Raw genomic sequence first — 23,091 nt, forward strand, 5'->3', positions numbered from 1 at the left:
GGGTACTGCTGTGCCTAAAATGCCTTTTAGAGCGTTTATACCGGTATAAACATACCCGGGTAGCTACCAAACCGGTTTGGTTTGGCCGGGTCTAGAAAAGTGAGGAAATCCTATGGGTTCCGTTATTAAGAAGCGCCGCAAGCGTATGTCCAAGAAGAAGCACCGTAAACTGCTTCGCAAGACTCGCCACCAGCGCCGCAATAAGAAGTAATTAAGGCTTCTGCGCCCCGCATCCAGCAGGTTAAACCGCAAGGATGCGGGGCGTTTTGCCTCTGGCGCACCAGTGCGTGAACCTAGATGTGGCGCTGTGACCTGTATATATTCCCGACCGAGCATATATGCGAACAAGAATATAGAGCATAGGGGAACATAACTATCAGACATATATCGCGTGCAGACGTGGGCACACAAGATCGCGCGGTAGAAACTCAAGAAGCTGCACGGGTATACACTGGGAACTATGCCTGAACCTGTCATTGAACTTCTGACCCGTCCCGGATGCCATCTCTGCGAAGATGCGCGCCTAACCGTAAGCGAAATCTGCGCCGAGTACGGCCTAGACTATACCGAGCTCGATATTACCGATAACCCGGATCTGCTCAAACGCCATGAGACCGAAATTCCGGTGCTGCGCATCGACGGCGAAGCGAAGGATTTTTGGCGTATTAACCCCAAACGCATGCGCAAGATTCTCGACAAGAGACTTGCCCGCTAACCGGACACTTCGCAATATATTTTGGGGTAGCGCCGAAAGTCTGAGAAACTGAGAGAATGACTACTCAGCCCACGGTTACGGTTCACCTGATGCGCCACGGCGAAGTTCACAACCCCGAACGCATTGTCTACGGCCGTCTGCCGCACTACGCTCTCTCCGAGAAGGGGCAGCAGATGGTGCGCATGAGCGCCCAAGAATTTGCTCAGCGCGCCCAGGACGGTGCCAAGATTGTGCATCTGGTATGCTCACCCTTGCTGCGCACCCGCGAATCTGCCGCGCCAATCACCGAGCTGCTGGGTCTGGAGGCTCATGCGGATCAGCGGGTTATCGAAGCCGATAACTATTTTGAGGGCGAGCATGTCACCAGGCAGGGTCTTCTGCGCAATCGTAAACACTGGGGCAAACTCTACAACCCTCTGCGCCCATCCTGGGGGGAACCGTACCTTGACCAGGTAAAACGCATGGCATCCGCTATTCAGGATGCGGCACGTACCGCCTACGACAAAGGCGGCGAAGGCGCACAAGCGATTATTGTCTCGCATCAGCTGCCCATCTGGGTCACCCGCCTGGGGCTAGAAGGCCGCATGCTGCAGCACGACCCGCGCACACGCCAGTGTAACCTTGCCTCGATCACCTCCCTCGACTTTAAGAGCACGGATTTTGACCATGAAATGCCGCAGGTGAGCGGATATTCCGAGCCCGCCTCGCCCCTGTACGGCGGCGTGATTCAGCTTCCCGGAAGCTAGTCTCCTATAGTTTAAGAACGCAGGCCTTCGCACACACCGATGCCGCCACCAGCTGGCACGGAAGGAAAGCATGAACCCTATGCCAAAACCCACGACGCCGAATACCCCACTCACTCGCCGCGCGCTTCTGCATACGGGCGCGGGTATTTGCGCCACCGCCGCAGGTGCTGTGCTCCTCTCTGCGTGCTCATCCAGCGATGATTCCCTAGCGAAACAGGCAAATTCGGGTGATAACAAAGGCTATATCGCGGGCGATGGTTCCGTCACCGAATACCAGGAAGCCGAACGCGGTGACCCTGTCGCCTTCACCGGCGAACTCTTCGACGGAAAAACCGTAACCGCCGAATCCCTGCGCGGTAAACCGGTACTGCTGAACTTCTGGTACGCCGGATGCGCCCCCTGCCGCGCCGAAGCGCCCGACCTGCAGAAACTCTCCGAAGAATTCAAAGATAAAATCGCCTTTTACGGCGTGAACGTGCGCGATGAGAAGAACACCGCGGAAGCCTTCGAGCGCAGCTTCAACGTCACCTACCCCTCCTTCAAAGACGTTACGGGCAAGGTTCTTCTCTCGCTCAGCAAATACGTACCCGCGCAGGCGGTGCCCACCACCGTGATCCTGGACGAGAAGGGGCGCGTGGCATCCCGCGTGCTGGGGCAGGCTAACCCGTCCATCCTGAAAACCCTTGTCGAGACCGTGACGAAGGGTGCCTAGCGTGCCGCACACGCCCGTTCAGCCGCTCATCGCTATTGCCGAGGTAGGGGTGCTCCCCGTGGCGAGCATCAGCTCGACCGTGCTAGACGGCTCGCTGTGGCTGTCGATACCGCTTGCCGCGCTTGCGGGATTTATTTCTTTTGCTTCCCCGTGCGTGCTGCCGCTGGTTCCGGGGTATTTGGGATATGTTGCGGGGCTGACCGGGGCGAATATACCGGCAACGGGTGCATCACAAGCTGATGGGCATGCGGAGGAGCCCGTGGATGCGAAAACTTTTGCCCTCGTGAACCCGGCGGCGGCGCGGCGTTTAGCGCCAACGGCACCTCAAACACAGGATGTAGTAGACGATCACAGCGTTTCTGCGCCCATAACAACAGAGAGTAAAGCTCAGACACCGAATGAGTATGCTGTAACTCGCCGTAAAGCCACCTGGCGGTTACTCGCCGGAGTTGCCCTGTTTATCGCGGGATTCTCCGCTATTTTCGTGCTTCTCTCGGTTGTCCTCGCCCAGCTCGGTGCCGCACCCTGGCTCAAGGGGCAGTCCTGGGTCACGATGATTCTGGGCGCGTTGGTTGTGCTTATGGGAGTCGTATTTCTGGGCGGGCTTTCAATTTTTCAGACCGATAAGCGCCTGCATCGCCGCTCGATCACCGGGCTGTGGGGTGCACCGATTCTGGGCATAACCTTCGGGTTGGGATGGGCACCCTGCATCGGGCCGACCTTCGCGGCCGTGCAGACCCTCGTATATACGGGCGGTTCCGGCACTGGCAAGGCAGTCGTTCTGACTCTCGCATACTGTCTGGGCCTGGGCGTTCCTTTTCTGCTCGTGGCATGGGGCATGGGCAGGGGAGTGAGCACCCTGGCGTGGGCGCGAAAACATCGCTTGGGCATACAGCGGGTGGGCGGTGCCGTACTTATCCTGATCGGGGTACTGCTCATGACGGGTCTGTGGACCGACCTGATGTCATGGATACAAGCGGCATTACCCGCCTACGAACTACCGATCTAAGAAAGGAGGGCTGTCATGGTTTCCGAACACAGCGACGATGAAAACACTTCAACAGAGGCAAAGGATACAAACACCGCAAACCGCAAGGCGGGCAAAACCGCAGATGCCGGGCGTGCCGTGAACGCATCCGAGAAGACCAAGAAAACCGGTAAATCAGCGCGCAAGGATGCGCCAGCCCTCGGGTTCGTGGGCATGCTTCGCTGGTGCTGGACTCAGCTGACCAAAATGAACACGGCGCTCATGCTTCTGCTTTTGCTGGCGGTGGCGGCGGTGCCTGGCTCGATCTTTCCGCAGCGTGTCCAAGACCCTACCAAGGTTACCGATTACATTAAGAACCATCCCGGCTGGGGCGAATTTGCCGATAAAATTCAGCTTTTCGACGTGTTCTCCTCGGCGTGGTTCTCTGCCATCTATCTGCTGCTGTTTATTTCGCTGATCGGATGCGTAACCCCGCGAGCCATCAAGCACGCGAAAGACTGGCGTAAGCCACCGGCACGCACCCCCAGAAACCTTTCCCGTATGCCGGTGCACCGTCAGCTTGAGATTCCCGTGGCGGATGCCGGGCTGAACCTGAGTGCCAAGGGTGCGATTGAGGATGCGGCGCGCATCCTGAAAAAGAGCCACTACCGAGTTGAAATTCGGGACGAAGAGAACGACCATTACTCGGTCGGTGCTGAACGCGGGTATCTGCGCGAAATCGGCAATATTCTCTTTCACGTGGCGATGATTGGCATTCTGGTAGGGGTCGCCTTCGGTTCGCTCTATGGATACCGTGGACAAAAAATTCTGGTTCAGGATGAAACTTTCGTCAATTCGCTGATTGGCTACGATTCGTTTACCCCCGGCACGAATTACAACCCCGACTGGCTTACCCCGTATGCGGTTACGCTCAATAATTTTCAGGTGCGCTACGACCGCCAGCAAGACAGCCACACCTACGGGCAAGACCTTGACTATAAGGCGGAGCTGACGGTGCATGATCCGCAGGGCGGCACCGAGCAGAAGACCCTCAAGGTGAACGAACCGGTCGATATTGGCGGTACCAGCATTTTCCTCTCGGGTAATGGGTATGCGCCCGTGGTGCGAGTGACGGACGGCGAAGGTAAAGTCGCCTATGAGGGCACCGTGGTGGGCATTACCACGGACGGTAAATACACCTCATCGGTGGTGCTCAAGGTTCCGGATGCCAAACCTAGCCAGCTTGGTTTTGTGGGCATGTTCCTGCCTACCGGCGACTATGCGCGCGGCACCACCGTACCCCACTCGGTAGATTCCGCCCCCGCAAACCCCATGCTGATTTTCCAGTCCTATTCGGGCGATCTGGGGCTCAACTCGGGGCAGCCGCAGAATGTTTACGTGCTCGATACCTCTAAACTGCAAGAGCTGAACTCCATGGCACAGGGCAACGGCATTGTACTGAGCGCTCAGAACCCCGAAGCCGTGCTGCCCGATAACAAGGGAAAGATCGAGTTTTTGGGGTATAAACGCTATGTCGGTCTGGATGTGCGCCACGACCCCGGGCAGAATATTGTTCTGTACTCCTTTGTGGTCGCGTTCGCCGGGCTTATCGTCTCGCTTTTCGTGGCGCGCCGCCGCGTATGGGTGCGTGCCCACACCGCCGATGGCGTGCTCGTGGTCGAATACGGTCTGCTGGCACGCGGGGAAGACCCGCGCCTTGCGAACGAGGCCGAACGCCTCACCGATGCTTTCGCCGCCGCTTGGGGGCTAGAATTTGATGATGATAACCATGATGAAAACGAGGGTAAGTAGCCGATGCTGAACGACTCATTAGCGCGCTCCAGCGAACTATTTATGTACATTGCGGCGCTGATTTACACCGTCGTTTTTATTGCGTTCACCTCCGATGTGGTGGCAAACTCGCGCGTGACACGGCGCCTGGAAGGGCGGTCTGAGGGTACCGCACAGAAACCCAGCGTCAAGGCGAAGATAAAGGTTGGTGCAGGCGCTGTTTCTGGCGCATCCGCGACGGCGAATACCGTTGCGGATACGGTTCGCACGGGCGGTACCGAACAGGGCACCGGCGAACGCGGCATGGGGTATAAGGGTGCTGCCGCACGGGCTCTCGAAGGCGAGGTTGCCGATTCTGCGATGCTGTACACGGGCGTTCGCCGCCCCGCCGCGCGCATCGCCGTGGTTGTGATGGTGCTTGCCGCTCTCGTGCACACCGCCGCCGTGATAATGCGCGGTATCGCGGCGCAGCGCGTGCCCTGGGGGAACATGTACGAGTTCTGCACCACAGGCGCGCTCATGGTGTCTGCGGTGTTTCTGATAACCCTCATATTCCGCGATGTGCGCTTCGTGGGCACGCTGGTGTCTGGGCTTGTACTCATTATGCTGTGCGCCGCCACAATTGGTTTCCCCACGCCGGTGGGGCATTTGAAGCCTGCGCTGCAAAGCTATTGGCTGGTAATTCACGTATCGATTGCGGTGTTAGCATCCGGGGTGTTCACGATTACCTTCGCGATGGCTGTACTGCAGCTGGTGCAGACCAGGCGCGAGCAGCGCATCCTGAATGGTAAATCGGGCGGATGGGCGTTTATGCGCTTGGTCCCGAGCGCTCAGGCTCTAGAGAACTTTGCGTTCCGCATGAACGCGCTGGCGTTTGTGATGTGGACGTTTACGCTTGCCGCCGGTGCGATTTGGGCGAATCACGCGTGGGGACGCTACTGGGGCTGGGACACCAAAGAGGTGTGGACCTTCGTGATCTGGGTGGTGTATGCGGCGTATCTGCACGCACGCGCCACCCGCGGCTGGGCAGGCCCCCGCTCGGCATGGCTGTCTATTATCGGCTATGCATGCATTATCTTTAATTTCACGGTTGTGAATATTTTCTTCTCGGGTTTGCATTCATATTCGGGGTTGTAACCTGGGGCGTGAAACCGAGAGTGATTTATACATAGGGTATTTCGCCGGTATATGATGCGGCAAAAAGTACTCTGGTGCGTGATTATCATCTTCGGGATGTCATTTAGCGGTTCACACGCTTGAGATAACGGCTCTCGATGACTGACGAGCTGGCTCTGCGCTGTTATATGCCGAGTGGAGAATACCGTGAGTTGAATATGTTTATAGCGTGGTATTTCTTGAGAGCAGTTTTATCTGCGTGATTAATGTATTGTGGGCGGTATTAAACACCTACCGGGTGTTTTAGTACCGCCCACAATATTTATAAAAAATCTCTAGTACCCCGTGTCTTAGTGTTTAGAGTCGTCTTTTCCATCCGACTCGTCACTCTCGCCGTCAGAGCGTTCACCCGTGCCGCCGTCCGCAGATCCGGTGCCCGCATCCTTTTCACGGGATCGGCGCTGACGGTCGGCCTTCGTCTTGAGCCAGCGCAGGTACTCTTCATCGTCGTCGGGTGAAGATGTTGCCGGTGGCGGCGTGCCTCGCCGGGAGCTCGTGAACCCGCCGCCCTGCTGCGTTTTAGGGGTTCGCACGGCGCGCGGGCGGCCCAGCAGAAGCCACAGGAGAGGTCCCACGACAGGGAAGAAGATCACCGCAATAATCCACAGCCATTTGGGGAAGGTACGCATCTGGTCCTGATGCGTGCGCAGCGCATCCAAGAGAGTATATAGAGTTAGCCCCACCACCAGGGCGAAAGCACCAATAATCATCATGGCTCGAATCATAGTCTCTAGTGTTACACACTCTGAGCATAACCAACAATGAAAACTGTCAAATAATCTGTGACGTTCCCGGCGTGCCGCATCTCGTTTGCTTGGGGGCTTATTGCAACCCCGATACACTGGATGTTATGAACTTGTTCAAGTACACACTGCTGCGGCTCGTCCTCGTCGTAGTACTCTTTTACCTTTTTATGCTGATAGATGCGGGTATTTTTATTGCTGGTCCTGCCGCTATTCTATGCGCCTTCGCCCTGGCGTATATTTTCTTCCCCAAACTTCACGCCGCCGCCAGCGCGGATATGCGTAAAATTTTCAAACGCGCCCCCACCATTAAAAACAAGGATGAAGCGGAGAACCGCACACTCGAAGACCAGCTCGTCGATGAGCATAAGAAGGTTTCGGGCGAAGACTTCTAAGATATTCTCCCATTAGCACTAAATCTGCCTCCATAGAACGAAGATGCGGCACCCCAGCCCCAAACCACCCGGCGGTGGCAGGGGCGCGGGATGCCGCATCTTATGTGTATCAGGTGGCGAGCAGGTCGTTTTCGATCCGAGCAGGTAGTGTTTTCCTACCCGCTCGACCAAAAACTACCTGCTCGGCAGCTCTTAGTCTTGAGCTGCCTTCTGATAGATGTCCCAGACGGGGCGGTCGAAGATCGCACCCGAGACGGACGTATTGTTATCAGTTGCGAACGAGGTTACGCTTTGAACCTTGCCCAGGCCGGTCGCATTATTGTAGTCGGCAAGCCACGGGCCACCTGAGGATCCGCCCGCGAACTCGCATCCCGAAAGAGTGGGGAAGTAGTAGGGAGTAATGCGGATCGTGTGGGTGTTGCCCCAGCAGGCGTGCATAACCCTACCGGACTCTTTGTTGCCGGGGTATGCGAAGACGGTGCTCTCGAAGATAGGGCTGCGATCCACATTCAAACCGTGCCCGCCTACCATATTCACGAGGAGCTGACCCTTCTCGTTGGTGTTGGTCTTGATGAAAGCAACGTCGTGCTTGTAGCTGTCGCCGGTACCGCCCGTGGGCTGGCCGTACTGAACCCAGTCGTTGGCAACACGCAGGTACTGCGCGCTGAAGGTGCCGTGTGGGCGCACGCCCCGGTTGTAGCCGGGAACGAACACGATGTTGCGGTGCCAGGTCTTATTCTTACCACCGTGCACGCAGTGACCGGCGGTTACCACGGTACGCTTGGTGGGAGTGTTGATCGCCGCGCCGGAGCATACATAGTTTTTACCGTCACTAGCGTCGGTGTAGAAAATCTTGCCGTTGGTGTGCGAGAAGTTCGTTACCTTGGATGCACCCTGAAGCTGCACACCATTGCGTGCGTCCTTCTGTTCGGGCAGAACGGGGTCTACAGACTCAGCGGTGGTTTCAGGCTCGTCAGCTTCCTGAGTGAGAGTCTGCGGGGTGTATTCCTCGCCGGACTCGTTGGTTTCCTCCTGAGAAACAACCTCGGGATTCTGCTCTTCAGTCTCCATCTGAGAGACGGCATTGTTGATCTCCTGCTGGGGATCCTCTACGTTATCTGCAGGAATAGCGTTTTCCATACGCTCGGTCGTCCAGTAGGTAATGACTCGCGGGTCTCCCTCGGGAATAGCCCCCGGGTTCTCGCCTTCCTGACCTGCCACAACCGATGCCTGGGGATCGGCGTTAAGAACGTCGTCGCTGAGAGGTGCTACTGCGGAAGCGGAATCGTCGCTTCTCTCAGAGACGGTGTGGGCGTACGATGCGGAGTCGTTAGGGGTAGAGACCGCATTCGCGGGGATAAAACTTGTTGATACAAGCAAAGATGCTGCAAGAAAAAAGGGTGCACGCTGCACGGCACCCTGAAGTGAATGGCGCACGAAAGTGTCCTTTCAGGTGGGTAGAGTGGTGATTCAAGAGTCGCTATGTAATTGAGTGAATGATATGTCAACACTTGAAATTACTATTAATGTAAATAAAGATTTTTTCAAATGTCAATATGACATGCAAAAAAGAGATGAATTATGTCATGAAAAACTCACAATGTGGGAACATGTGAGATCCGTCCGCAGTATCCCACATTCCCTGTGGGGCATAAAAAGGCTCTTTATGTGAATAAAGCGTTAGAAAATTTGCTTTATTCGCATAAAGAGCCTTTTTGGCATGGGGAGATGCTGGTAAGATGGGGAATCCTTGAAAATACGCGGTAAAAACAGAGTTCAGGGCGTTTTTGGCAAAGTGGTGCGTATTCTTAATACCCTGTGAAAACCTCAACGGTATTACTCAATAGATTTAATCCATGTAGCCATACTGAAATAGCAACTAAAATACTATAGATTAGTGCCACAATTCCTGCTTGTTTGAGTACTGGTATAAGCGCCGGTCCCTGTTTAAACAAAACCGTTACGCAAGAATGAACAGTCGGTCCCAGAAGAATAAAAGTTACCAAAAACCAGGGATTATGCGGAACTACAAAAGCCCCTATGAGAAGTGCTATCAGCATTTCCGCACAATAGGCGATGCGCGCTCGCCAATCCCCAAGCCGCACCGCTAGCGTAAGCTTACCGGATTCACGGTCGGTCGGAATATCGCGCACGTTATTTGCCATGAGCAGAGCGCAGGAAATGAGTCCGATAGCTATCGCAGATACCCACCCGGTCACCGTCAGCTCATGAGACTGTGTGTAGAGGGTACCTAAGGTGGCGACCAGTCCGAAGTAGACAAACACGAAAATATCGCCCAAACCCATGTAACCGTAAGGGCGTTTACCGCCGGTATACCCCCAAGCGGCGAAGACCGCGGAGGCGCCAATTGCCAAGAACCACCACTGGTTTGCCAACGCCACCAGAATCAAACCGGAACACATGGCTAGAGCAAAGCACAAAAACGCGGCGTATTTGACAGATTTCGCGCTTGCCGCGCCGGAACCGACGAGGCGCATCGGGCCAACCCTGCCCTCATCGGTGCCTTTGATACCGTCGGAATAATCGTTTGCGTAATTCACCCCGACCTGTAGAAAGAACGCCACCAAAAACGCTAAAAACGCATACCAGGGCTTGAACGCATCAATCTCGTACGCTGCGGCTGATCCGGCTATGATAGGGGCGAGGGCAAGCGGTAAGGTGCGCAGGCGTGCGCCTTCAATCCACTCTGCGGGTGTTGCCACGGTGATCCCTCCGGTAGCGAGCGTGCGAAAACTGATTCTCGGCGGGGTCTTTAGCCCCTCTTATTTGTGTATTCTCTGTACAGCATACTGTATATAGCCCGCAGGTCGGGTTTGCCCGTGCTCGCGGTCGGAAAATCGGCGAGTATCCTCAGGAATTTGGGGGCACCCGCCGCACCTAGCTTGTCGGTGCAGAACTCACGCAGCATATCGCATGTAGCCTCGGAGGTATCGGGTGCACTCTGCGCCGCAGATACGCCCCGCAGGGTGATCGCGGCAGCCACCGCCGAGCCCCAGCGCGCATCGGGAATGCCCATGACCGCAGCCTCACGCACCGCCGGATGGCTTTCAAGAACGGCGGCAACTGCCCGAGCGGAAATCTTGACCCCTCCGGTGATAATCACATCATCGGAGCGTCCCACAATGTTCAGCATCGGGGCCCCCTCGTCCTCTGGCGCATTCGGGGCAGAGGATGTGAGCGAGCTGTAATCGTCGGTGCGGTACCACCGGCACCCGCCGGCATCAACGAAGAAATGCGATGCGGTGCGCGCGCTATCGCCCATATACCCGCTGGCAAGGTGCTCACCACCAAGCCAGATACGCCCGGCAGCTTCCGCCCCGGCCACAATCGGGCTGTCTGCTAAACCCGCGTCCTCGGGAATCACACGCAGCCGCACCCCGGGCAGTGCTACCCCCGAATAGACGCACCCACCGGCGGTTTCTGCACTGCCATAGGTGGTGACCACGTTCAGCCCAAGCTCGCGCGCCGCCGCCAATAGGGATGCGCTCGCCGGGGCACCGCCAAGCAGGATGCCGGTGAACTGACCGAGCGCATCGTAAATCTCTGACCCCAGTGCGGGGTTGGCTTCGGCGGCTTCTAGGAGCTTGTGCACCTGCGTGGGCACAAGAGAGACGAATCGGCGGGCGCAGCTGAGCCGTTCGGCGGCGTTCAGAAATACTTCGGGTGTGAAACTAACCCCGTCAGTAACCGATGCGGCAACTACCGGTGTCGTTCCGGCGAGCGCCGATCGGGCGAGAACCTGAGCCCCCGCCACATAGTGAGCGGGCAGGGCGAGAAGCCATTGCGCAGGAACCTCAGAAGTAGCCCTCTGCGGTTTAGCTGAACCGGCCGAAGGGTAGTCCGCAAAAAACCTCTCGGTCGCCCGAGCGGATGCCCGCAACGCCCGTACGCTTAACGCCGTCTGTTTGGGTGCACCCGTGGACCCGGAGGTGCCCACCACGAGCGCAATAGACTCCGGGCTTTCTGTCTGCCCGCGCGGGTCTTGACTATCGTGAGCGCTGTTCGGCAAGTCCCCGGTAAGAGAGCGCTCGAAGGCGCGCAGAATCTCTTGCGGATTGGCGGGCTCATCGGCGCTGAGGATGACCGCGTGCGGATGCAGCGCATCCTTGTGCGGGGCAGGAAGCGGCGCGAGCAAACCGGAGAAAGCGCCTATCGCGGCGTCTACTTCGCCGCTATCAACACGGGACTCGCGGGGATCGCAGGGGCCTTCCGGTACAACAGAACGGTTATTCTGCAACGCGTGAAACCCTAGAAGTAGTAGGGGTAGTTCGACCAGTCGGGGTCACGCTTTTGCAGGAACGCATCGCGCCCCTCGACAGCCTCGTCGGTCATATACGCCATGCGGGTTGCTTCACCCGCGAAAACCTGCTGCCCGAGCATGCCGTCATCGGGCAGATTGAAGGCGTACTTGAGCATACGGATAGCCTGCGGAGACTGCCGGGCAATATGAGCCGCGTATTCCAGGCCCTTGTTTTCCAGCTCTGCGTGGGGCACCACATCGTTAACGGCACCCATCTCGTACATGCGCTGTGCATCATACTCTTTGGCGAGGAAGAATATTTCGCGCGCAAACTTCTGCCCAACCTGCCGTGCCAAAAGCGCCGAACCGTAGCCCGCGTCGAAAGAGCCAACAGTCGCATCGGTCTGTTTAAACTTGCCGTATTCTTCGGAGGCTATGGTCAAGTCCGCGACCACGTGCAGGGAATGCCCGCCACCCGCAGCCCATCCGGAGACCAGAGCGATCACGACCTTGGGCATGGTACGGATCAGGCGCTGCACCTCCAGAATATGCAGCCGCCCGGCACGCGCGGGGTCAATAGATTCGGCGGTGTCGCCGCTGGCGTAGTGGTAGCCGTCGCGCCCGCGAATGCGCTGGTCGCCGCCCGAGCAGAACGCCCACCCGCCATCTTTGGGGGAGGGGCCGTTCCCGGTCAGAAGCACAGTGCCTACATCAGAGGTCATGCGGGCATGATCGAGCGCCCGGTAGAGTTCGTCCACAGTATGCGGGCGAAAGGCGTTACGCACCTCGGGTCGGTTAAAAGCAATGCGCACGGTCGGCAAGTCGCGCAGGATTTCACCCGTCTCATCGCGCTGCACCTGGCGGTGGTAGGTGATATCGGTAAAATCCTCAAACCCTTCAACGATGCGCCAGTGCTGCGGGTTGAAAATATCGGAAACCTGGGGAGGGAACGTAACAGTCATGCCCCCTATTTTACGCAGTATGAACCTGCCTATGCTCCAGACCCAAGAGGATACTTCCGTTACCCTTGAGCGATAAGCCGCGAAGCAGATGTAAAGCGTACACACACTTTTCCGATAAAACCCGTTGATTCCTTGAAGAAATATTGCAGGCCTGGGCACCATATTCAAGGGTTTTGCCGTGTGTTTACCCGATATCGTGGCAAACACGACGAAACATGTCACGTTCATATTCCTTGCGCATCCACTCCTGCTATAAGATGCTGGAAGAGCCTATTTATGCCCGCCCAGCCACCAAGGACAGAAGAATATGTCAGAGTACACGTCGCGAACTTCTGCAACACCCGATGATTCCCTCATCCACCTTCATGCAATGCGGCATGAACGGTATGCGGCGGCGACCGCGCTTTTAGGGGAGAGCGGATTTGCCACGCGCGTGGGAGGGTTTAACGCTTTGGTGCGTCTTGCCGACGAGTGGCTTGCGGATGAGCGCACCCCCGAAGAACAGCGCCTTGCCGAGGCACAGGTTATTATCGATACATTTTGCGCGTGCATCTATGCCCCATTCCTGCCCGCCTCCAGGCATAAAGATTACATGCGGCTGAACCGAGAACCGAAGAAACGCTGGGACTCCCAGAAAAAAGCACGATTCCGCGCCGAACAAGCCGAATTTCGTGCTGAGGCGCGGTTCCGCCAAACCGTTCTCGATACCATTCACCTGAGGGTTATGCCCCGCTACGAGGGACCGGGACCGTGGAGCCGTCTATCCTTCGATTTTTCGGGCAGCGTGTTCTTCTATCCGGTTAGCTTTGGGCGCTCGCAATGGGAGGGGCGTCTGAACCTGCGCGGGTGCACCTACTATGCGGAGGCCGATTTTTCGGGTTCCACCTACACCTGGTATTTAGATTGCAGCAATTCCGCCTATTACACAGAGGCCGATTTCAGCGCTTCGACTTACAACGGAGGGGTTAATGCGAGCTTCTGCAACTACCGCGGGAACGTCGATTTCAGCGAGTCCGTGTACCGTGCCAACGCCAGCCTGAGCTACAACGTCTACTGGGGTGAGGCTGCCCTGAACGACAGTATTTATGAGGGGCACGCCGATCTTGCCTGCTGCACCTACGTAGGTCACGCAAGCCTGGGGAACTGCGATTACAGGCGCGGCGCAGACCTATTTTTGAGCACCTACGCGACCTTCGCCGATCTTGACCGGTGCACCTACGGCGGGCGGGCGAACCTGAGCAAGAGCGTCTACTACGGTCGGGCATGGTTCTGGCATTCGACCTATTTGCAGGAGGCCACGTTCGGGGATTCTATCTATAACGATTCCGTCGATTTCTCCGATTCGCATTTTGCCGGTCCCGTCAATCTTGAGGATTCGGCATATCTCGACACCACGAACTTTCAGAACACGATTTTTGAGGAGGACAGCCCCTCTTTCGCCCGGAGTGTGTATGTTCCCGAGAATAACGAGCACACGGGGTACAACTATGGGGTGGTGCGCGTGCTGACGCTGGACGAATTGCAGCATCTCGACCAGCTGCGAGAGCCGCGCTACGAGATTGAGCAAGAACTCTTCAACGTTGATGACGCTACGGATGCGAAAACGTACCGTATCCTGCGCAGAGCCTTGCTGGAGGCTAGCCATCCGATCCAGAAATGGTGCCAGGAACTGATGGCGGGCACGCTCTAAAAGCCGCGTGAACTAGTCCCTAGACAGAGGTTAGAGCTGAAAATATTAAAAATTTGCCCCGATCCGTAATGCGCGGATCGGGGCAAATCTGTGAGCAGAAGTTCAGACCTTAGCCAGCCTTAGCGAGCTCAGCGGCCTTATCGAACTCTTGTTCAATTTCTTCGTTCTTCTGGTAGGTAGCCAGAGAGACCACGACGGTCACTAGGAAGGCTAGGAAGAACCCGGGGATCATCTCGTAAACATCGATCGTTTCGGTGAGGTTGAAGATCTGGCGCCAGAAGAAGGTGACGACAGCACCCACGACCATGCCCGAGACCGCGCCCGGTAGAGTGAGCTTGCGCCAGTACAGTGAGAGGATCACAATCGGGCCGAAGGCCGAACCAAAACCTGCCCATGCGAACTCCACGAGCGAGAGAATCGAGTTGTTCTTATCGAGCGCCATGAGAGTCGCGATGACCGCCACAATTGCTACGCCCGCACGTCCAAGCCAGAGTGACTGGTTTGAGCTGAGCTTCTTCTTCACAAAGACACCGTAAAGATCTTCCACGAGAGCTGAGGAGCAGACCACCAGCTGCGAGGATAGCGTAGACATAATAGCTGCGAGTACGGCAGCCAGGATCATACCGGCGATAAAGGGGTGGAAGAGAATCTGCGCGAGATCCAGGAAGACTGTCTCCGCACTTTCCTTATCGGTGAGAGAAACTTCGGGGTGGGTTGCAAAGTAGGCTACGCCCACGAATGCCGTGCTGATGGAGCCTACCACGGTCAGGAGCATCCAGCTCATGCCGATGCGACGCCCGGCTTTTGCATCCTTGGGGGTGCGCAGGGCCATGAAACGTACGATAATATGCGGCTGTCCGAAATAGCCTAGGCCCCAGGCGAGCGCCGAAGCGATGCCGATAAACGTAGTTCCCGCGAAAAGCCCCAGGGCGTCGGGGCGAACGTTGGCGACAGCATCCGTGACGTGGTCGAGTCCGCCCATATTGGTAATAGCCACGATCGGCACAGCAATCAACGCGGCGAGCATCAGAAGACCCTGCACCATATCGGTGTAGGAGGCACCCATAAAGCCGCCGAAGAAGGTGTAGAACATGGTGATACCGGCGACAAGAAGCATACCGGTGAGGTAATCCTGGTGGAAGGAAGACTCGAAGAATTTACCGCCAGCAACCATGCCGGAGGAAACGTAGAAGGTGAAGAAGACGAGGATAATAATGCCTGCAAAAATACGCAGAATATTGTATTTATCGTGCAGTCGGTTGCTGAGGAACACAGGGACGGTAACGGCATCGCCAGCGACTTCGGTGTAGCTGCGCAGACGGGGCGCAATATATTTCCAGTTGACCCATGCTCCGATTGTCAGACCGATAGCAATCCATGATTTGGAAAGACCGGCTAAATAGACAGCGCCGGGCAGACCCATCAGGAGCCAGCCGGACATATCTGCGGCGCCTGCCGAGAGAGCCGCGACGGTGGGGGAGAGCTGTCGTCCTCCAAGCACATAGTCGTCAAGGTCGTTGTTTTTACTGTTTGCCCACAGACCAATCACAATCATGGCGATAAAGTAGATCGCCAGTGCGATGACTTGGAACGTACCGTCGGTCATCTCTCATTCCTATCTAGTGGTTGGGATTCCGTCACGTAACTATCTGTGTAATTATGCGCAACTCTATGACTTTATGAGTGGCTTGGGATACAGTCTAACCGCTCGGAATGGATTTACCAACTCGTAATACATTCAGCGTGTTTGCATACTACTGAATATATATTCACATCATACGAGGTATGCCGTGGTAAAGCGTGGTTTTATGTGGGAAATTTTGGCGAAACGACCCCGAAAATTCGCGGCTCTTGAGGTTGCTTCGACCACAACGTGAACGGGTGGCGTGTGGTGATGCTTTTGCTTCTTATAAATCTAAAGGATTTGTAATGATCCACGGCTTGGAACTCATGGCTTTAGGATCGAAGTATTCCAGAAAATCCTGAGCCGATTTCGGGAACTGTGGGGCATCAGGAATGGGAATGGAGGCGCGAATCCACTCCAAAATATCGGGCTCTGCAAACCCTGCATCCCGAAGTTGCCTTAGTGTTACCGCGCCGTCGCGTTTCGCTAGACGCTTACCTTCCGTGTTGAGGGCTAGGGGGACGTGGGCATAATGGGGCGGTTCATACCCCAGGAGTGCCGCCAAGTATGCCTGGCGTGGAGCGGAAGATAATAAATCGTCTCCGCGCACCACCTGGGTCACGCCCTGATAATGGTCATCGACCACGACGGCTAGGTTGTAAGCGTAGGTGCCGTCGTTGCGGCGAACCACCACGTCATCGACGGCGCCCGTATACTCACCAGCAAACATATCCTGTACCGTAAATTCACTGACTTCGGCGCGCAAACGCAGGGCGGGAGGGCGTATCTCACGGCGAGATTTACGCTCGGTATCACTCAGATTGCGACATGTCCCTGGATAGGAGCCGGGGATGCCGTGCGGTGCCGAAGTTGCCTCCAAAATCTCGCGGCGCGTGCAATAGCATTCGTAGAGCAGCCCCGCATCCTGGAGTTTCTGCACGGCGGCATCGTAGGCGGTAAGTCGTGTGCTCTGGCGTAAAACATGGTCGTGGCGCTGCGGGTCTTCGCCGGGCGTTGCATCCCAATCGAGCCCCAAAGATTTTAAGTCGGCAAGCTGCTGTTCGGCGGCGCCGGGGCGCACACGATCGAGATCTTCGATGCGCATTACAAAGCGTAGCCCCTCTTGTCGCGCGAGAAGCCATGCGAGAATTGCGGTGCGCAGATTGCCCAGATGTAGGTCTCCAGAGGGGGACGGTGCGTACCTGCCTGCGCCTACTGAAGCAGGATCGTGCATTGTGAAAGAATCCTGGGTGGTGGTGCTGCGTAAGCTCATGGTTTTAATCCTAGCGGTACCTCTAAAAGTGCCTCACGCCATAGGATGCGGCAAAAAATAACAAAATAATAACAACCTCACGGGGAACTTCGTGATAAACATTCGCAAGTGTGTTATTAAACCTTTATAAAAATATTCCGTATCTGACGCTAAAGTCGAGTACCGTTAGAAGTATGGCAACCACGATTGAACTAGCGGACGGTGTTTATCGTATTGCAACCGATAACTACTGTCTAAATACCGGACTCATCCTCGGTCTTGAGAAAGCACTCGTGATCGATACCGGTGCAGGACCTCGACAGGCAACCGAAATTTATGATGAGGTTCGTCGTATTACCCGTATGCCCCTCGTCGTCGTCAATACGCACGCACACCCCGAGCGTTACTTCGGAAACGACGTTTTTGCGGCTATGGGCACCGAAGAGTTTTGGTCGCACCCACGGGCGGCACGCGCTATCAAGAAATACGGGGATAGGCAGCGCCTGTATGTGGAGACCCTAGAACCTGAGATGGCACACCACCAGGGGGCGGCAACCGATATCGTGGTGCCAAATCATCTGGTTGCCCAAAGTGGGGAAGGCATTACCTTTACCCCAGTTGATCTGGGGGAGCGCTCGGCAACCCTCATCTACTTGGGTCCCGGCCATACCGAGGGCGATATCTTGGTGGGCACCGACGATGTGCTCTTTACGGGCGGTCTGCTGGAGCAGGGGACCGACCCATCCTTTGAAGACTCTTTCCCCGATCGTTGGGTAGAGACCCTAGGCGCGCTTCTTGAGCTTGATCGTTACCGCGTCTACGTGCCTGGCTGCGGCGATCCCGTAGAGCGTGACTTTGTGGAACGTTTTCAGGAGACCATGAAGAAGGCTATTTACGCTATTCGCCATTCGACTATTGACCCGAATGATGCGAGTACCACCGCCGCCATGTACCACCTGCCGTACGCACCCGGACCTACCCGGTTCTTGCTAGATCGTATGGCACAGCTTGACGGTACCGAAGTGCCTACCGACAGCTCTGAAACCACCGGATACACCGGTCCTATCACGATTGGCAGCCTGCACTAGCATAAGCGCAGACATATGACGACTGGGTATGACATATATCGTCATATTCATAAGAATTTCTGAAAACCTCTGCATAGGGTACGTACCATTTCGAGGTTATGGTGCGTCCCTGTGCGGAGATTTTATTCTGCGAATCTTAGAAGGGGTAAGGCGTAACCTAAGCTTGGGTATCGAAAATATCGTTCGGGCGGTGAATGCGCACCCGAATACCTGACTCCTCACCGAAGCCTGCCGCCATGCGTTCCAAATCCGTATTCGGTGCCGCCTGAACCGTGAAGAACCTCTCGACGGCGCGGGCAAATTGTGGATTCTGGGCGAGAGCGCCGTGTTCCAGCGCGGTGAAAATGCCGCCTCCGGCATCGTCATAGACGACGACGTCAAGATCGGGCAGAAGCTCCGTCATGGGCAGATTCAGCGCAGAAATGTCGTATTGAAAGGTCAAATCGCCGCATATGAGGGTAACCGGAATCGGCGCGCCCGCCACATGGGCGGAATCATCGGCAGCCGTGCGTGCGTTACCGGTGGGGTAGTAGCCCGCTAAAGAAACACCGACAGCCGTTGCGATAAGCCCGTCGATGCCGGAAAGCCCGCGGTTTGCGAGAACCCGTGCGGGCGCATCGGCACCAAGAGCGGGGGCGATAATATCTAGATCGCGCACAATACTCGACGAGCCGACGACGAGGGTACGGCGCTGCTGTGCGCATGTATTCCAGGTTTGGAGTGCAAGCGCCTGAGCGGGAATTCTAGCAGGCTGAGAAGTATGTGCACCGTCTTGGTTACATTCCTCGGATGGAGCAGAGGCCTGCGGCTGCACTGTTTCAGACTCGGCACAACGATAGGCTTCGATCGATGTGAGCGATGCCTCCTGAGCCCGCCGACCGGCAGTGACCCAAGCATCAAGCCAGGTATCATCGGCTCGCATGCCCGATCCCATAAGCGCAAAGGCTTCAAGTTCGGCGGGCGAATCAATCTCGCGAACGGCACGGTTCCCGGGCTCGTACCAGCTGGCGCGCCGAGGCGCATAGTAAGCATGCTGCACATCGGTACGCGCTAAAAGCGCAGAAATAGGGCGCGAAAGCGTAGGATGCCCGCATAAAATAGTTCGCTCGATGCCCTGCCCCAGTTCGGAAACCGCATGTTCCCCGAGTACCGTCGTGTACTGGGGAATCGAGGTGGCGCCGTGCCGCGCCTGCGAAGAAGGCTCCGCCAGCAGCGGCAGATTCAACGCGCGGGCAAACTCGGCAGCGAACGGCTCGGCACCGTCTCCCGCGATCACCACCGTTTTCGGGCAGTCTGGTGCGCCTTCGGGTTTAAGTGGCGAGGCCTGAGCCGCCTGTTCATGCTGCATCAGCCAGAACTTCTCGACAGGGCTCAGCCGTGCAGGCTCAAGCTCAACGGGGTACGATGCGGCCCCCGGGGCAATATGCTCGGCAAGCGATGCGGCCCAGGTGGGAAGAATCTCGGCTGTCCGAGCCGAAGGTGTGAGCGGGGCGTCGAAACACACGTTAATATGCGCCGGCCCCACGGGCTCATCGCTTGTGCGCGACCAATCTTGCGCATCGCTGCCGGTCAGCGCCGCTAAACATGCCATAAAATCGGCAGTCTGCTGCCCAGGATTATGTTCGGGGTACGAGGTCAAATCAGCACTTGCACGCACAAAGGGAGAGAAAAAATCGGTTTGAACCGTCGTCTGATTAGCACCGGTCCCACGCAGCCTTACGGGACGGTCCGCGCTCATGATCGCCAGTGGAACCCCGGCATGGTAAGCCTCCATCACGGCGGGCAAATACTCACCCAGCGCCGTTCCCGAGGTACACACTAACCCCACGGGCAGCCGCGAAGCTTTCGCGATACCCAGCGCCGTAAACGCTGCCACGCGCTCATCAACGCGCACGTGGGCAATCAACGCACCTGCCTCTTCGGCCGCCGCAACCGCATACGCCAGGGGAGCGCTTCGAGAACCTGGGGAAACCACCACATGCCGCATGCCCGCGCGAATCAGGGAATCGAGCACGGCGACGGCGGAGAGCATGGAGTCTGGAACGGGGGGAGTTTGAACGGTGTCGGCACGGTCGGGGTTTTCAGTCACCCGTCTATTCTAGACCGGTGTTTGGGCGTGTGAAGAATATGGGGTCCCTAAACGGGCAGTTAGCCCCCAGAACACTGACCAGAGTGTTCAGAACATACCTGGCTAAAGACTCGTGTGCAAGGCTTCCTGAAGCACCAGGTAGCACCGTCGGATGCGCTCCATCCAGGTATCCTGCACTTCGCTCTCTGCTTCAACGCGCCTCAGTGCCGACTCCATAGGTGCAACCTGCCGCATCTGGAGCTCGCCATCGCGAGCAAGCAGCGAATTTTCGGTCACATCGGCGCTCATCAGTGAGACCGTACTCAGCCCGCACGCATAGGGAAGATTCGGCAGAGCCGCCGCCAGAGACACACCGGTTGCGATACCTACGGAAGATTCCAGCGCCGAAGACACCACCGCGGGTAAACCCGCCTGTTCAACGATCTTTAGTGCGCGCCGAGCCCCGCCTAAAGGCGCCGCCTTGACGATAAGCACATCGGCGGCGTGCGCCTGCGCCACCTTGAGAGGGTCACTAGCCTTACGCACGGATTCGTCGGCGGCGATGAGCATCGAAAGGCCGTGCTCGCGCACCAGGGCACGCACCTGCGCAAGCTCCTCAACCGTGGCGACGGGCTGCTCGGCATAAAGCAGATCGTACTCGTTCAGCGCCGCAAGGGCTTCGAGAGCATCGGGGACGCTCCACCCCGCATTAGCGTCCACCTTTAACCGCGCGTTCGGGAGGGCACGCCGCGCCGCCGCAACGCGGGTAATATCATCGTCGAGAGTCTGCCCCTTCTCGGCAACCTTGATTTTAAGCTCGTGGATGGTTCCACGATAGTTGTTCAGCACTTCGGGAACCCGTTCGGCGCTCACCGCGGGAAGGGTTGCGTTCACCGGAATAGTGGTTCGTCGAACGGGCGGCGCCCCCAGCCAGGCGGACTCTAACGCACAGGCTAACCACGCCGCCGCCTCATGATCGTCATACTCTAAAAACGGCGCGAACTCGCCCCATCCGGCGGGACCCTGTATCAGCGCACTCTGGCGCCGATTGACTGAGCGGAAGGTCACCCGCATGGGAATATCAACCACTCGAACGGCGCGTAAAACCTGCTCTAACGGCGGCAAAGCTAAGCCCTCAGTGATGAACCCGTATCCCAACGGCGGCACGGATGACATGGCGTTTCTCCTTAAGGTATTCTCGGTAAACTCCCAGCTTGGAATTTAGAAAACACGTATTTTTCATAGCTTAACCTGAGATAGTGTTTTCTATGTCGTGTTTACAGACACCGCATCACAGACATTTTGGAGGGAAAAAGTATGTCACAGGGTCCTCACACATCGCGTGGTCATGTTCCTCGCCATACCAGTACCTCAAATGACACGGACGATGCTACGCGTATTCTATCTCCTCAGACTCTAGCCGATAACGACAGTGCCGATGCCGATGCGACGGTTCCGTTATCGAGCATCCAATCCTCCTATGAAACCGATGATGATGCGACCGAATTTCTGAACCTTCAGGATCTGCCATCTTCCTCACCAGATACGGACGCAACCCGCGCCATCCCGAACCCGCACGAGGCGCCTAAACCCCGTGAAAGCTCTGACACGGTAGCCCTCGACGCTTTTGATGATTCTCCAACCGAAGCCATCAGCGCATCGCAGGATCCGCGTGCTCACTACGTTCAACACACGCGTGCCGCCCAGCCCCAAACCCGTGTGCAGCCGGATATAGCCCCTTCGGCTGATTATCCTGCCACGGTCGCCATGCCAACGGGTGCTCCCGGTATGCAGACCACGCCCCCGGGCACGCAGTACAATGCCGCCGCGCATCCCCACGCCGCTAACCCGACGATGAGCGCCGCGAACTATGCCGGATACAGCGCTCGCCCGAACCCTGCGACCCCCGGAGTGGTCGCTCCCGCAGAAGCCCCCATTCCTAATGATCCGCCGAGTACCAAGGTTGTGGCGCAGCACCTGGGCGTTATGGTGCTGTTCGGTGCTCTGCTCTACGCCACGCTCCAGTTCTTCATCTACAGCCGTACCGGGCAGCAGCTCGACGAAAATGCGTTTACCGAATATGCCAGCCAGTTCGCGGAATACCAGCGTCCTACCTTGGCGGCGCTCGATAACCTGCCGACGATTACCGGTGTAATCGCGGTGATCGGCATTATTATTGGGCTGATCTGGAAGCACCGTATCCTGCCCGCTATTGTGGGTATTCTTGCGGGTACGGGCGCGTGTTTGAGCGTCCACGCTCTCAAGAATTATGTGATTACCAAGCCTAATTTCGGTATTCAGGAAGCCCTCTTGAACTCCGCGCCGAGCGGGCACACGGCATTCGCCGCTTCTGCAGGTGCCGCGTTGTTCATCGCAGCGCCTCGCGCGCTTCGACCCACGATTGCGGTCTTGGCTGCAATGGCGACCTGCGCTACGGGCGCATCCACCATTATTAACGGCTGGCATCGCCCAGCGGATGTTATCAGCGCGATTTTGGTAGTTGCTCTCTGGACCGTTCTCGGCTTGGGCGTTCTTCGGTACCTGCGCCGTGCAGAATTTAACGCGCCGACCCCTCGCGTGGTGGGAGCCATTGCGGTGCCGCTGCTGACGATTGCAAGCCTGTTCCTCTCGTTCTGCGCGGTCGCGATGTATGCGGTCACCATGTTTTCCACTATGCCCGGGGGAGTGTTCGTTGCCTCAACCTGCCTGATTTTGGCGGTTAGCACGGGCACCACGGCGATACTGGTGCGGCTTCTGCGCCCGCGTAACCAGGTATCTTCTCCCTATACGCGCGTGTGGGAATACTAGGGCCGTATCACGTTATGAAATATATATGTCACTGTTTGCCTACGCTCGTAAAACGGGCATAGAATTTAGTATAGTTCATGCAAATTTTAGGAT

20 protein-coding genes are annotated in these 23,091 nt (G+C 56.9%); 11 read left to right on the top strand and 9 right to left on the bottom strand.

Going from position 1 to position 23,091, the window contains the following annotated elements:
* Positions 1–112 precede the first annotated feature (112 nt).
* From HMPREF2554_RS11180 to ccsB, 7 genes are all read left to right on the top strand, one after another.
* Positions 113–211 (top strand): 30S ribosomal protein bS22, encoded by a 99-nt coding sequence (locus tag HMPREF2554_RS11180; protein ID WP_005504750.1) that lies wholly within the window; start codon positions 113–115, stop codon positions 209–211.
* 249 nt (positions 212–460) lie between these two features.
* Entirely contained in the window at positions 461–715 is a 255-nt protein-coding gene (locus HMPREF2554_RS02615) for a glutaredoxin family protein (RefSeq protein WP_070553893.1), read from the top strand.
* A gap of 56 nt (positions 716–771) precedes the next feature.
* Positions 772–1,461: a histidine phosphatase family protein gene (locus tag HMPREF2554_RS02620; RefSeq protein WP_070553895.1), complete on the top strand. Its 690-nt coding sequence runs from the start codon at positions 772–774 to the stop codon at positions 1,459–1,461.
* 70 nt (positions 1,462–1,531) lie between these two features.
* Positions 1,532–2,173 carry a TlpA family protein disulfide reductase gene (locus tag HMPREF2554_RS02625; RefSeq protein ID WP_013397728.1) on the top strand — a complete coding sequence of 214 codons (642 nt, stop codon included), beginning with the start codon at positions 1,532–1,534 and terminating at the stop codon, positions 2,171–2,173.
* A gap of 49 nt (positions 2,174–2,222) precedes the next feature.
* Entirely contained in the window at positions 2,223–3,182 is a 960-nt protein-coding gene (locus tag HMPREF2554_RS02630) for a cytochrome c biogenesis CcdA family protein (RefSeq protein ID WP_141744364.1), read from the top strand.
* A 15-nt stretch (positions 3,183–3,197) separates the two neighbouring features.
* A complete protein-coding gene (locus HMPREF2554_RS02635) occupies positions 3,198–4,952 on the top strand; it encodes a cytochrome c biogenesis protein ResB (protein ID WP_246825977.1) in 1,755 nt (584 codons plus the stop codon).
* 3 nt (positions 4,953–4,955) lie between these two features.
* On the top strand, positions 4,956–6,068 hold the full coding sequence (gene ccsB / locus HMPREF2554_RS02640) for a c-type cytochrome biogenesis protein CcsB (protein ID WP_070553899.1): 1,113 nt from the start codon (positions 4,956–4,958) through the stop codon (positions 6,066–6,068).
* Positions 6,069–6,397: 329 nt separating this feature from the next.
* Here the strand turns inward: ccsB and HMPREF2554_RS02645 are convergent, their stop codons facing one another.
* Complete coding sequence (locus HMPREF2554_RS02645) at positions 6,398–6,820, bottom strand: PLD nuclease N-terminal domain-containing protein (RefSeq protein WP_246825978.1); 423 nt, start codon at positions 6,818–6,820, stop codon at positions 6,398–6,400.
* Positions 6,821–6,957: 137 nt separating this feature from the next.
* On the opposite strand from HMPREF2554_RS02645, the gene HMPREF2554_RS02650 reads away from it, so the two are divergent.
* Complete coding sequence (locus HMPREF2554_RS02650; RefSeq protein WP_070553903.1) at positions 6,958–7,245, top strand: DUF4229 domain-containing protein; 288 nt, start codon at positions 6,958–6,960, stop codon at positions 7,243–7,245.
* A 192-nt stretch (positions 7,246–7,437) separates the two neighbouring features.
* Here HMPREF2554_RS02650 and HMPREF2554_RS02655 read toward each other — a convergent pair whose 3' ends face one another.
* From HMPREF2554_RS02655 to HMPREF2554_RS02670, 4 genes are all read right to left on the bottom strand, one after another.
* The gene (locus HMPREF2554_RS02655; protein WP_246825979.1) at positions 7,438–8,682 is read right to left on the bottom strand and encodes a trypsin-like serine peptidase; all 1,245 of its coding nucleotides are present in this window, start codon (positions 8,680–8,682) and stop codon (positions 7,438–7,440) included.
* A 371-nt stretch (positions 8,683–9,053) separates the two neighbouring features.
* Positions 9,054–9,968 (bottom strand): 1,4-dihydroxy-2-naphthoate polyprenyltransferase, encoded by a 915-nt coding sequence (locus HMPREF2554_RS02660; RefSeq protein WP_070553905.1) that lies wholly within the window; start codon positions 9,966–9,968, stop codon positions 9,054–9,056.
* 50 nt (positions 9,969–10,018) lie between these two features.
* Positions 10,019–11,503, bottom strand: a complete 1,485-nt coding sequence (locus HMPREF2554_RS02665; RefSeq protein WP_070553907.1) for an AMP-binding protein — start codon at positions 11,501–11,503, stop codon at positions 10,019–10,021.
* Between the two features lie 11 nt (positions 11,504–11,514).
* Complete coding sequence (locus tag HMPREF2554_RS02670) at positions 11,515–12,468, bottom strand: 1,4-dihydroxy-2-naphthoyl-CoA synthase (RefSeq protein WP_070450967.1); 954 nt, start codon at positions 12,466–12,468, stop codon at positions 11,515–11,517.
* 307 nt (positions 12,469–12,775) lie between these two features.
* Here HMPREF2554_RS02670 and HMPREF2554_RS02675 point away from each other — a divergent pair, with 307 nt between their 5' ends.
* On the top strand, positions 12,776–14,158 hold the full coding sequence (locus HMPREF2554_RS02675) for a hypothetical protein (RefSeq protein WP_049775416.1): 1,383 nt from the start codon (positions 12,776–12,778) through the stop codon (positions 14,156–14,158).
* Positions 14,159–14,267: 109 nt separating this feature from the next.
* Here HMPREF2554_RS02675 and putP read toward each other — a convergent pair whose 3' ends face one another.
* Positions 14,268–15,764 carry a sodium/proline symporter PutP gene (gene putP, locus HMPREF2554_RS02680; RefSeq protein ID WP_070553909.1) on the bottom strand — a complete coding sequence of 499 codons (1,497 nt, stop codon included), beginning with the start codon at positions 15,762–15,764 and terminating at the stop codon, positions 14,268–14,270.
* Between the two features lie 301 nt (positions 15,765–16,065).
* The gene (gene gluQRS, locus HMPREF2554_RS02685) at positions 16,066–17,055 is read right to left on the bottom strand and encodes a tRNA glutamyl-Q(34) synthetase GluQRS (RefSeq protein ID WP_246825980.1); all 990 of its coding nucleotides are present in this window, start codon (positions 17,053–17,055) and stop codon (positions 16,066–16,068) included.
* Between the two features lie 173 nt (positions 17,056–17,228).
* Here gluQRS and HMPREF2554_RS02690 point away from each other — a divergent pair, with 173 nt between their 5' ends.
* The gene (locus HMPREF2554_RS02690; RefSeq protein WP_070553911.1) at positions 17,229–18,122 is read left to right on the top strand and encodes an MBL fold metallo-hydrolase; all 894 of its coding nucleotides are present in this window, start codon (positions 17,229–17,231) and stop codon (positions 18,120–18,122) included.
* Positions 18,123–18,279: 157 nt separating this feature from the next.
* Here the strand turns inward: HMPREF2554_RS02690 and menD are convergent, their stop codons facing one another.
* Positions 18,280–20,211, bottom strand: a complete 1,932-nt coding sequence (gene menD / locus HMPREF2554_RS02695; RefSeq protein ID WP_210396006.1) for a 2-succinyl-5-enolpyruvyl-6-hydroxy-3-cyclohexene-1-carboxylic-acid synthase — start codon at positions 20,209–20,211, stop codon at positions 18,280–18,282.
* A 102-nt stretch (positions 20,212–20,313) separates the two neighbouring features.
* Positions 20,314–21,366: an o-succinylbenzoate synthase gene (locus tag HMPREF2554_RS02700; protein ID WP_070553913.1), complete on the bottom strand. Its 1,053-nt coding sequence runs from the start codon at positions 21,364–21,366 to the stop codon at positions 20,314–20,316.
* A 141-nt stretch (positions 21,367–21,507) separates the two neighbouring features.
* On the opposite strand from HMPREF2554_RS02700, the gene HMPREF2554_RS11750 reads away from it, so the two are divergent.
* Positions 21,508–22,998, top strand: a complete 1,491-nt coding sequence (locus HMPREF2554_RS11750; protein ID WP_246825981.1) for a phosphatase PAP2 family protein — start codon at positions 21,508–21,510, stop codon at positions 22,996–22,998.
* The last annotated feature ends 93 nt before the right edge of the window (positions 22,999–23,091 follow it).

The sequence above is a fragment of the Rothia sp. HMSC071F11 genome, from assembly GCF_001809115.1.
In the GTDB taxonomy this organism is placed as follows: Bacteria; Actinomycetota; Actinomycetes; order Actinomycetales; family Micrococcaceae; genus Rothia; species Rothia dentocariosa.

Coding starts and splice junctions, on each gene's coding strand:
- HMPREF2554_RS11750 (WP_246825981.1), top strand. CDS start 21,508: ATGTCACAGGGTCCTCACACATCGCGTGGTCATGTTCCTCGCCATACC.
- HMPREF2554_RS02635 (WP_246825977.1), top strand. CDS start 3,198: ATGGTTTCCGAACACAGCGACGATGAAAACACTTCAACAGAGGCAAAG.
- HMPREF2554_RS11180 (WP_005504750.1), top strand. CDS start 113: ATGGGTTCCGTTATTAAGAAGCGCCGCAAGCGTATGTCCAAGAAGAAG.
- gluQRS (WP_246825980.1), bottom strand. CDS start 17,055: ATGAGCTTACGCAGCACCACCACCCAGGATTCTTTCACAATGCACGAT.
- HMPREF2554_RS02615 (WP_070553893.1), top strand. CDS start 461: ATGCCTGAACCTGTCATTGAACTTCTGACCCGTCCCGGATGCCATCTC.
- HMPREF2554_RS02700 (WP_070553913.1), bottom strand. CDS start 21,366: ATGTCATCCGTGCCGCCGTTGGGATACGGGTTCATCACTGAGGGCTTA.
- HMPREF2554_RS02670 (WP_070450967.1), bottom strand. CDS start 12,468: ATGACTGTTACGTTCCCTCCCCAGGTTTCCGATATTTTCAACCCGCAG.
- HMPREF2554_RS02650 (WP_070553903.1), top strand. CDS start 6,958: ATGAACTTGTTCAAGTACACACTGCTGCGGCTCGTCCTCGTCGTAGTA.
- ccsB (WP_070553899.1), top strand. CDS start 4,956: ATGCTGAACGACTCATTAGCGCGCTCCAGCGAACTATTTATGTACATT.
- HMPREF2554_RS02645 (WP_246825978.1), bottom strand. CDS start 6,820: ATGATGATTATTGGTGCTTTCGCCCTGGTGGTGGGGCTAACTCTATAT.
- HMPREF2554_RS02620 (WP_070553895.1), top strand. CDS start 772: ATGACTACTCAGCCCACGGTTACGGTTCACCTGATGCGCCACGGCGAA.
- putP (WP_070553909.1), bottom strand. CDS start 15,764: ATGACCGACGGTACGTTCCAAGTCATCGCACTGGCGATCTACTTTATC.
- HMPREF2554_RS02690 (WP_070553911.1), top strand. CDS start 17,229: ATGGCAACCACGATTGAACTAGCGGACGGTGTTTATCGTATTGCAACC.
- HMPREF2554_RS02675 (WP_049775416.1), top strand. CDS start 12,776: ATGTCAGAGTACACGTCGCGAACTTCTGCAACACCCGATGATTCCCTC.
- HMPREF2554_RS02625 (WP_013397728.1), top strand. CDS start 1,532: ATGAACCCTATGCCAAAACCCACGACGCCGAATACCCCACTCACTCGC.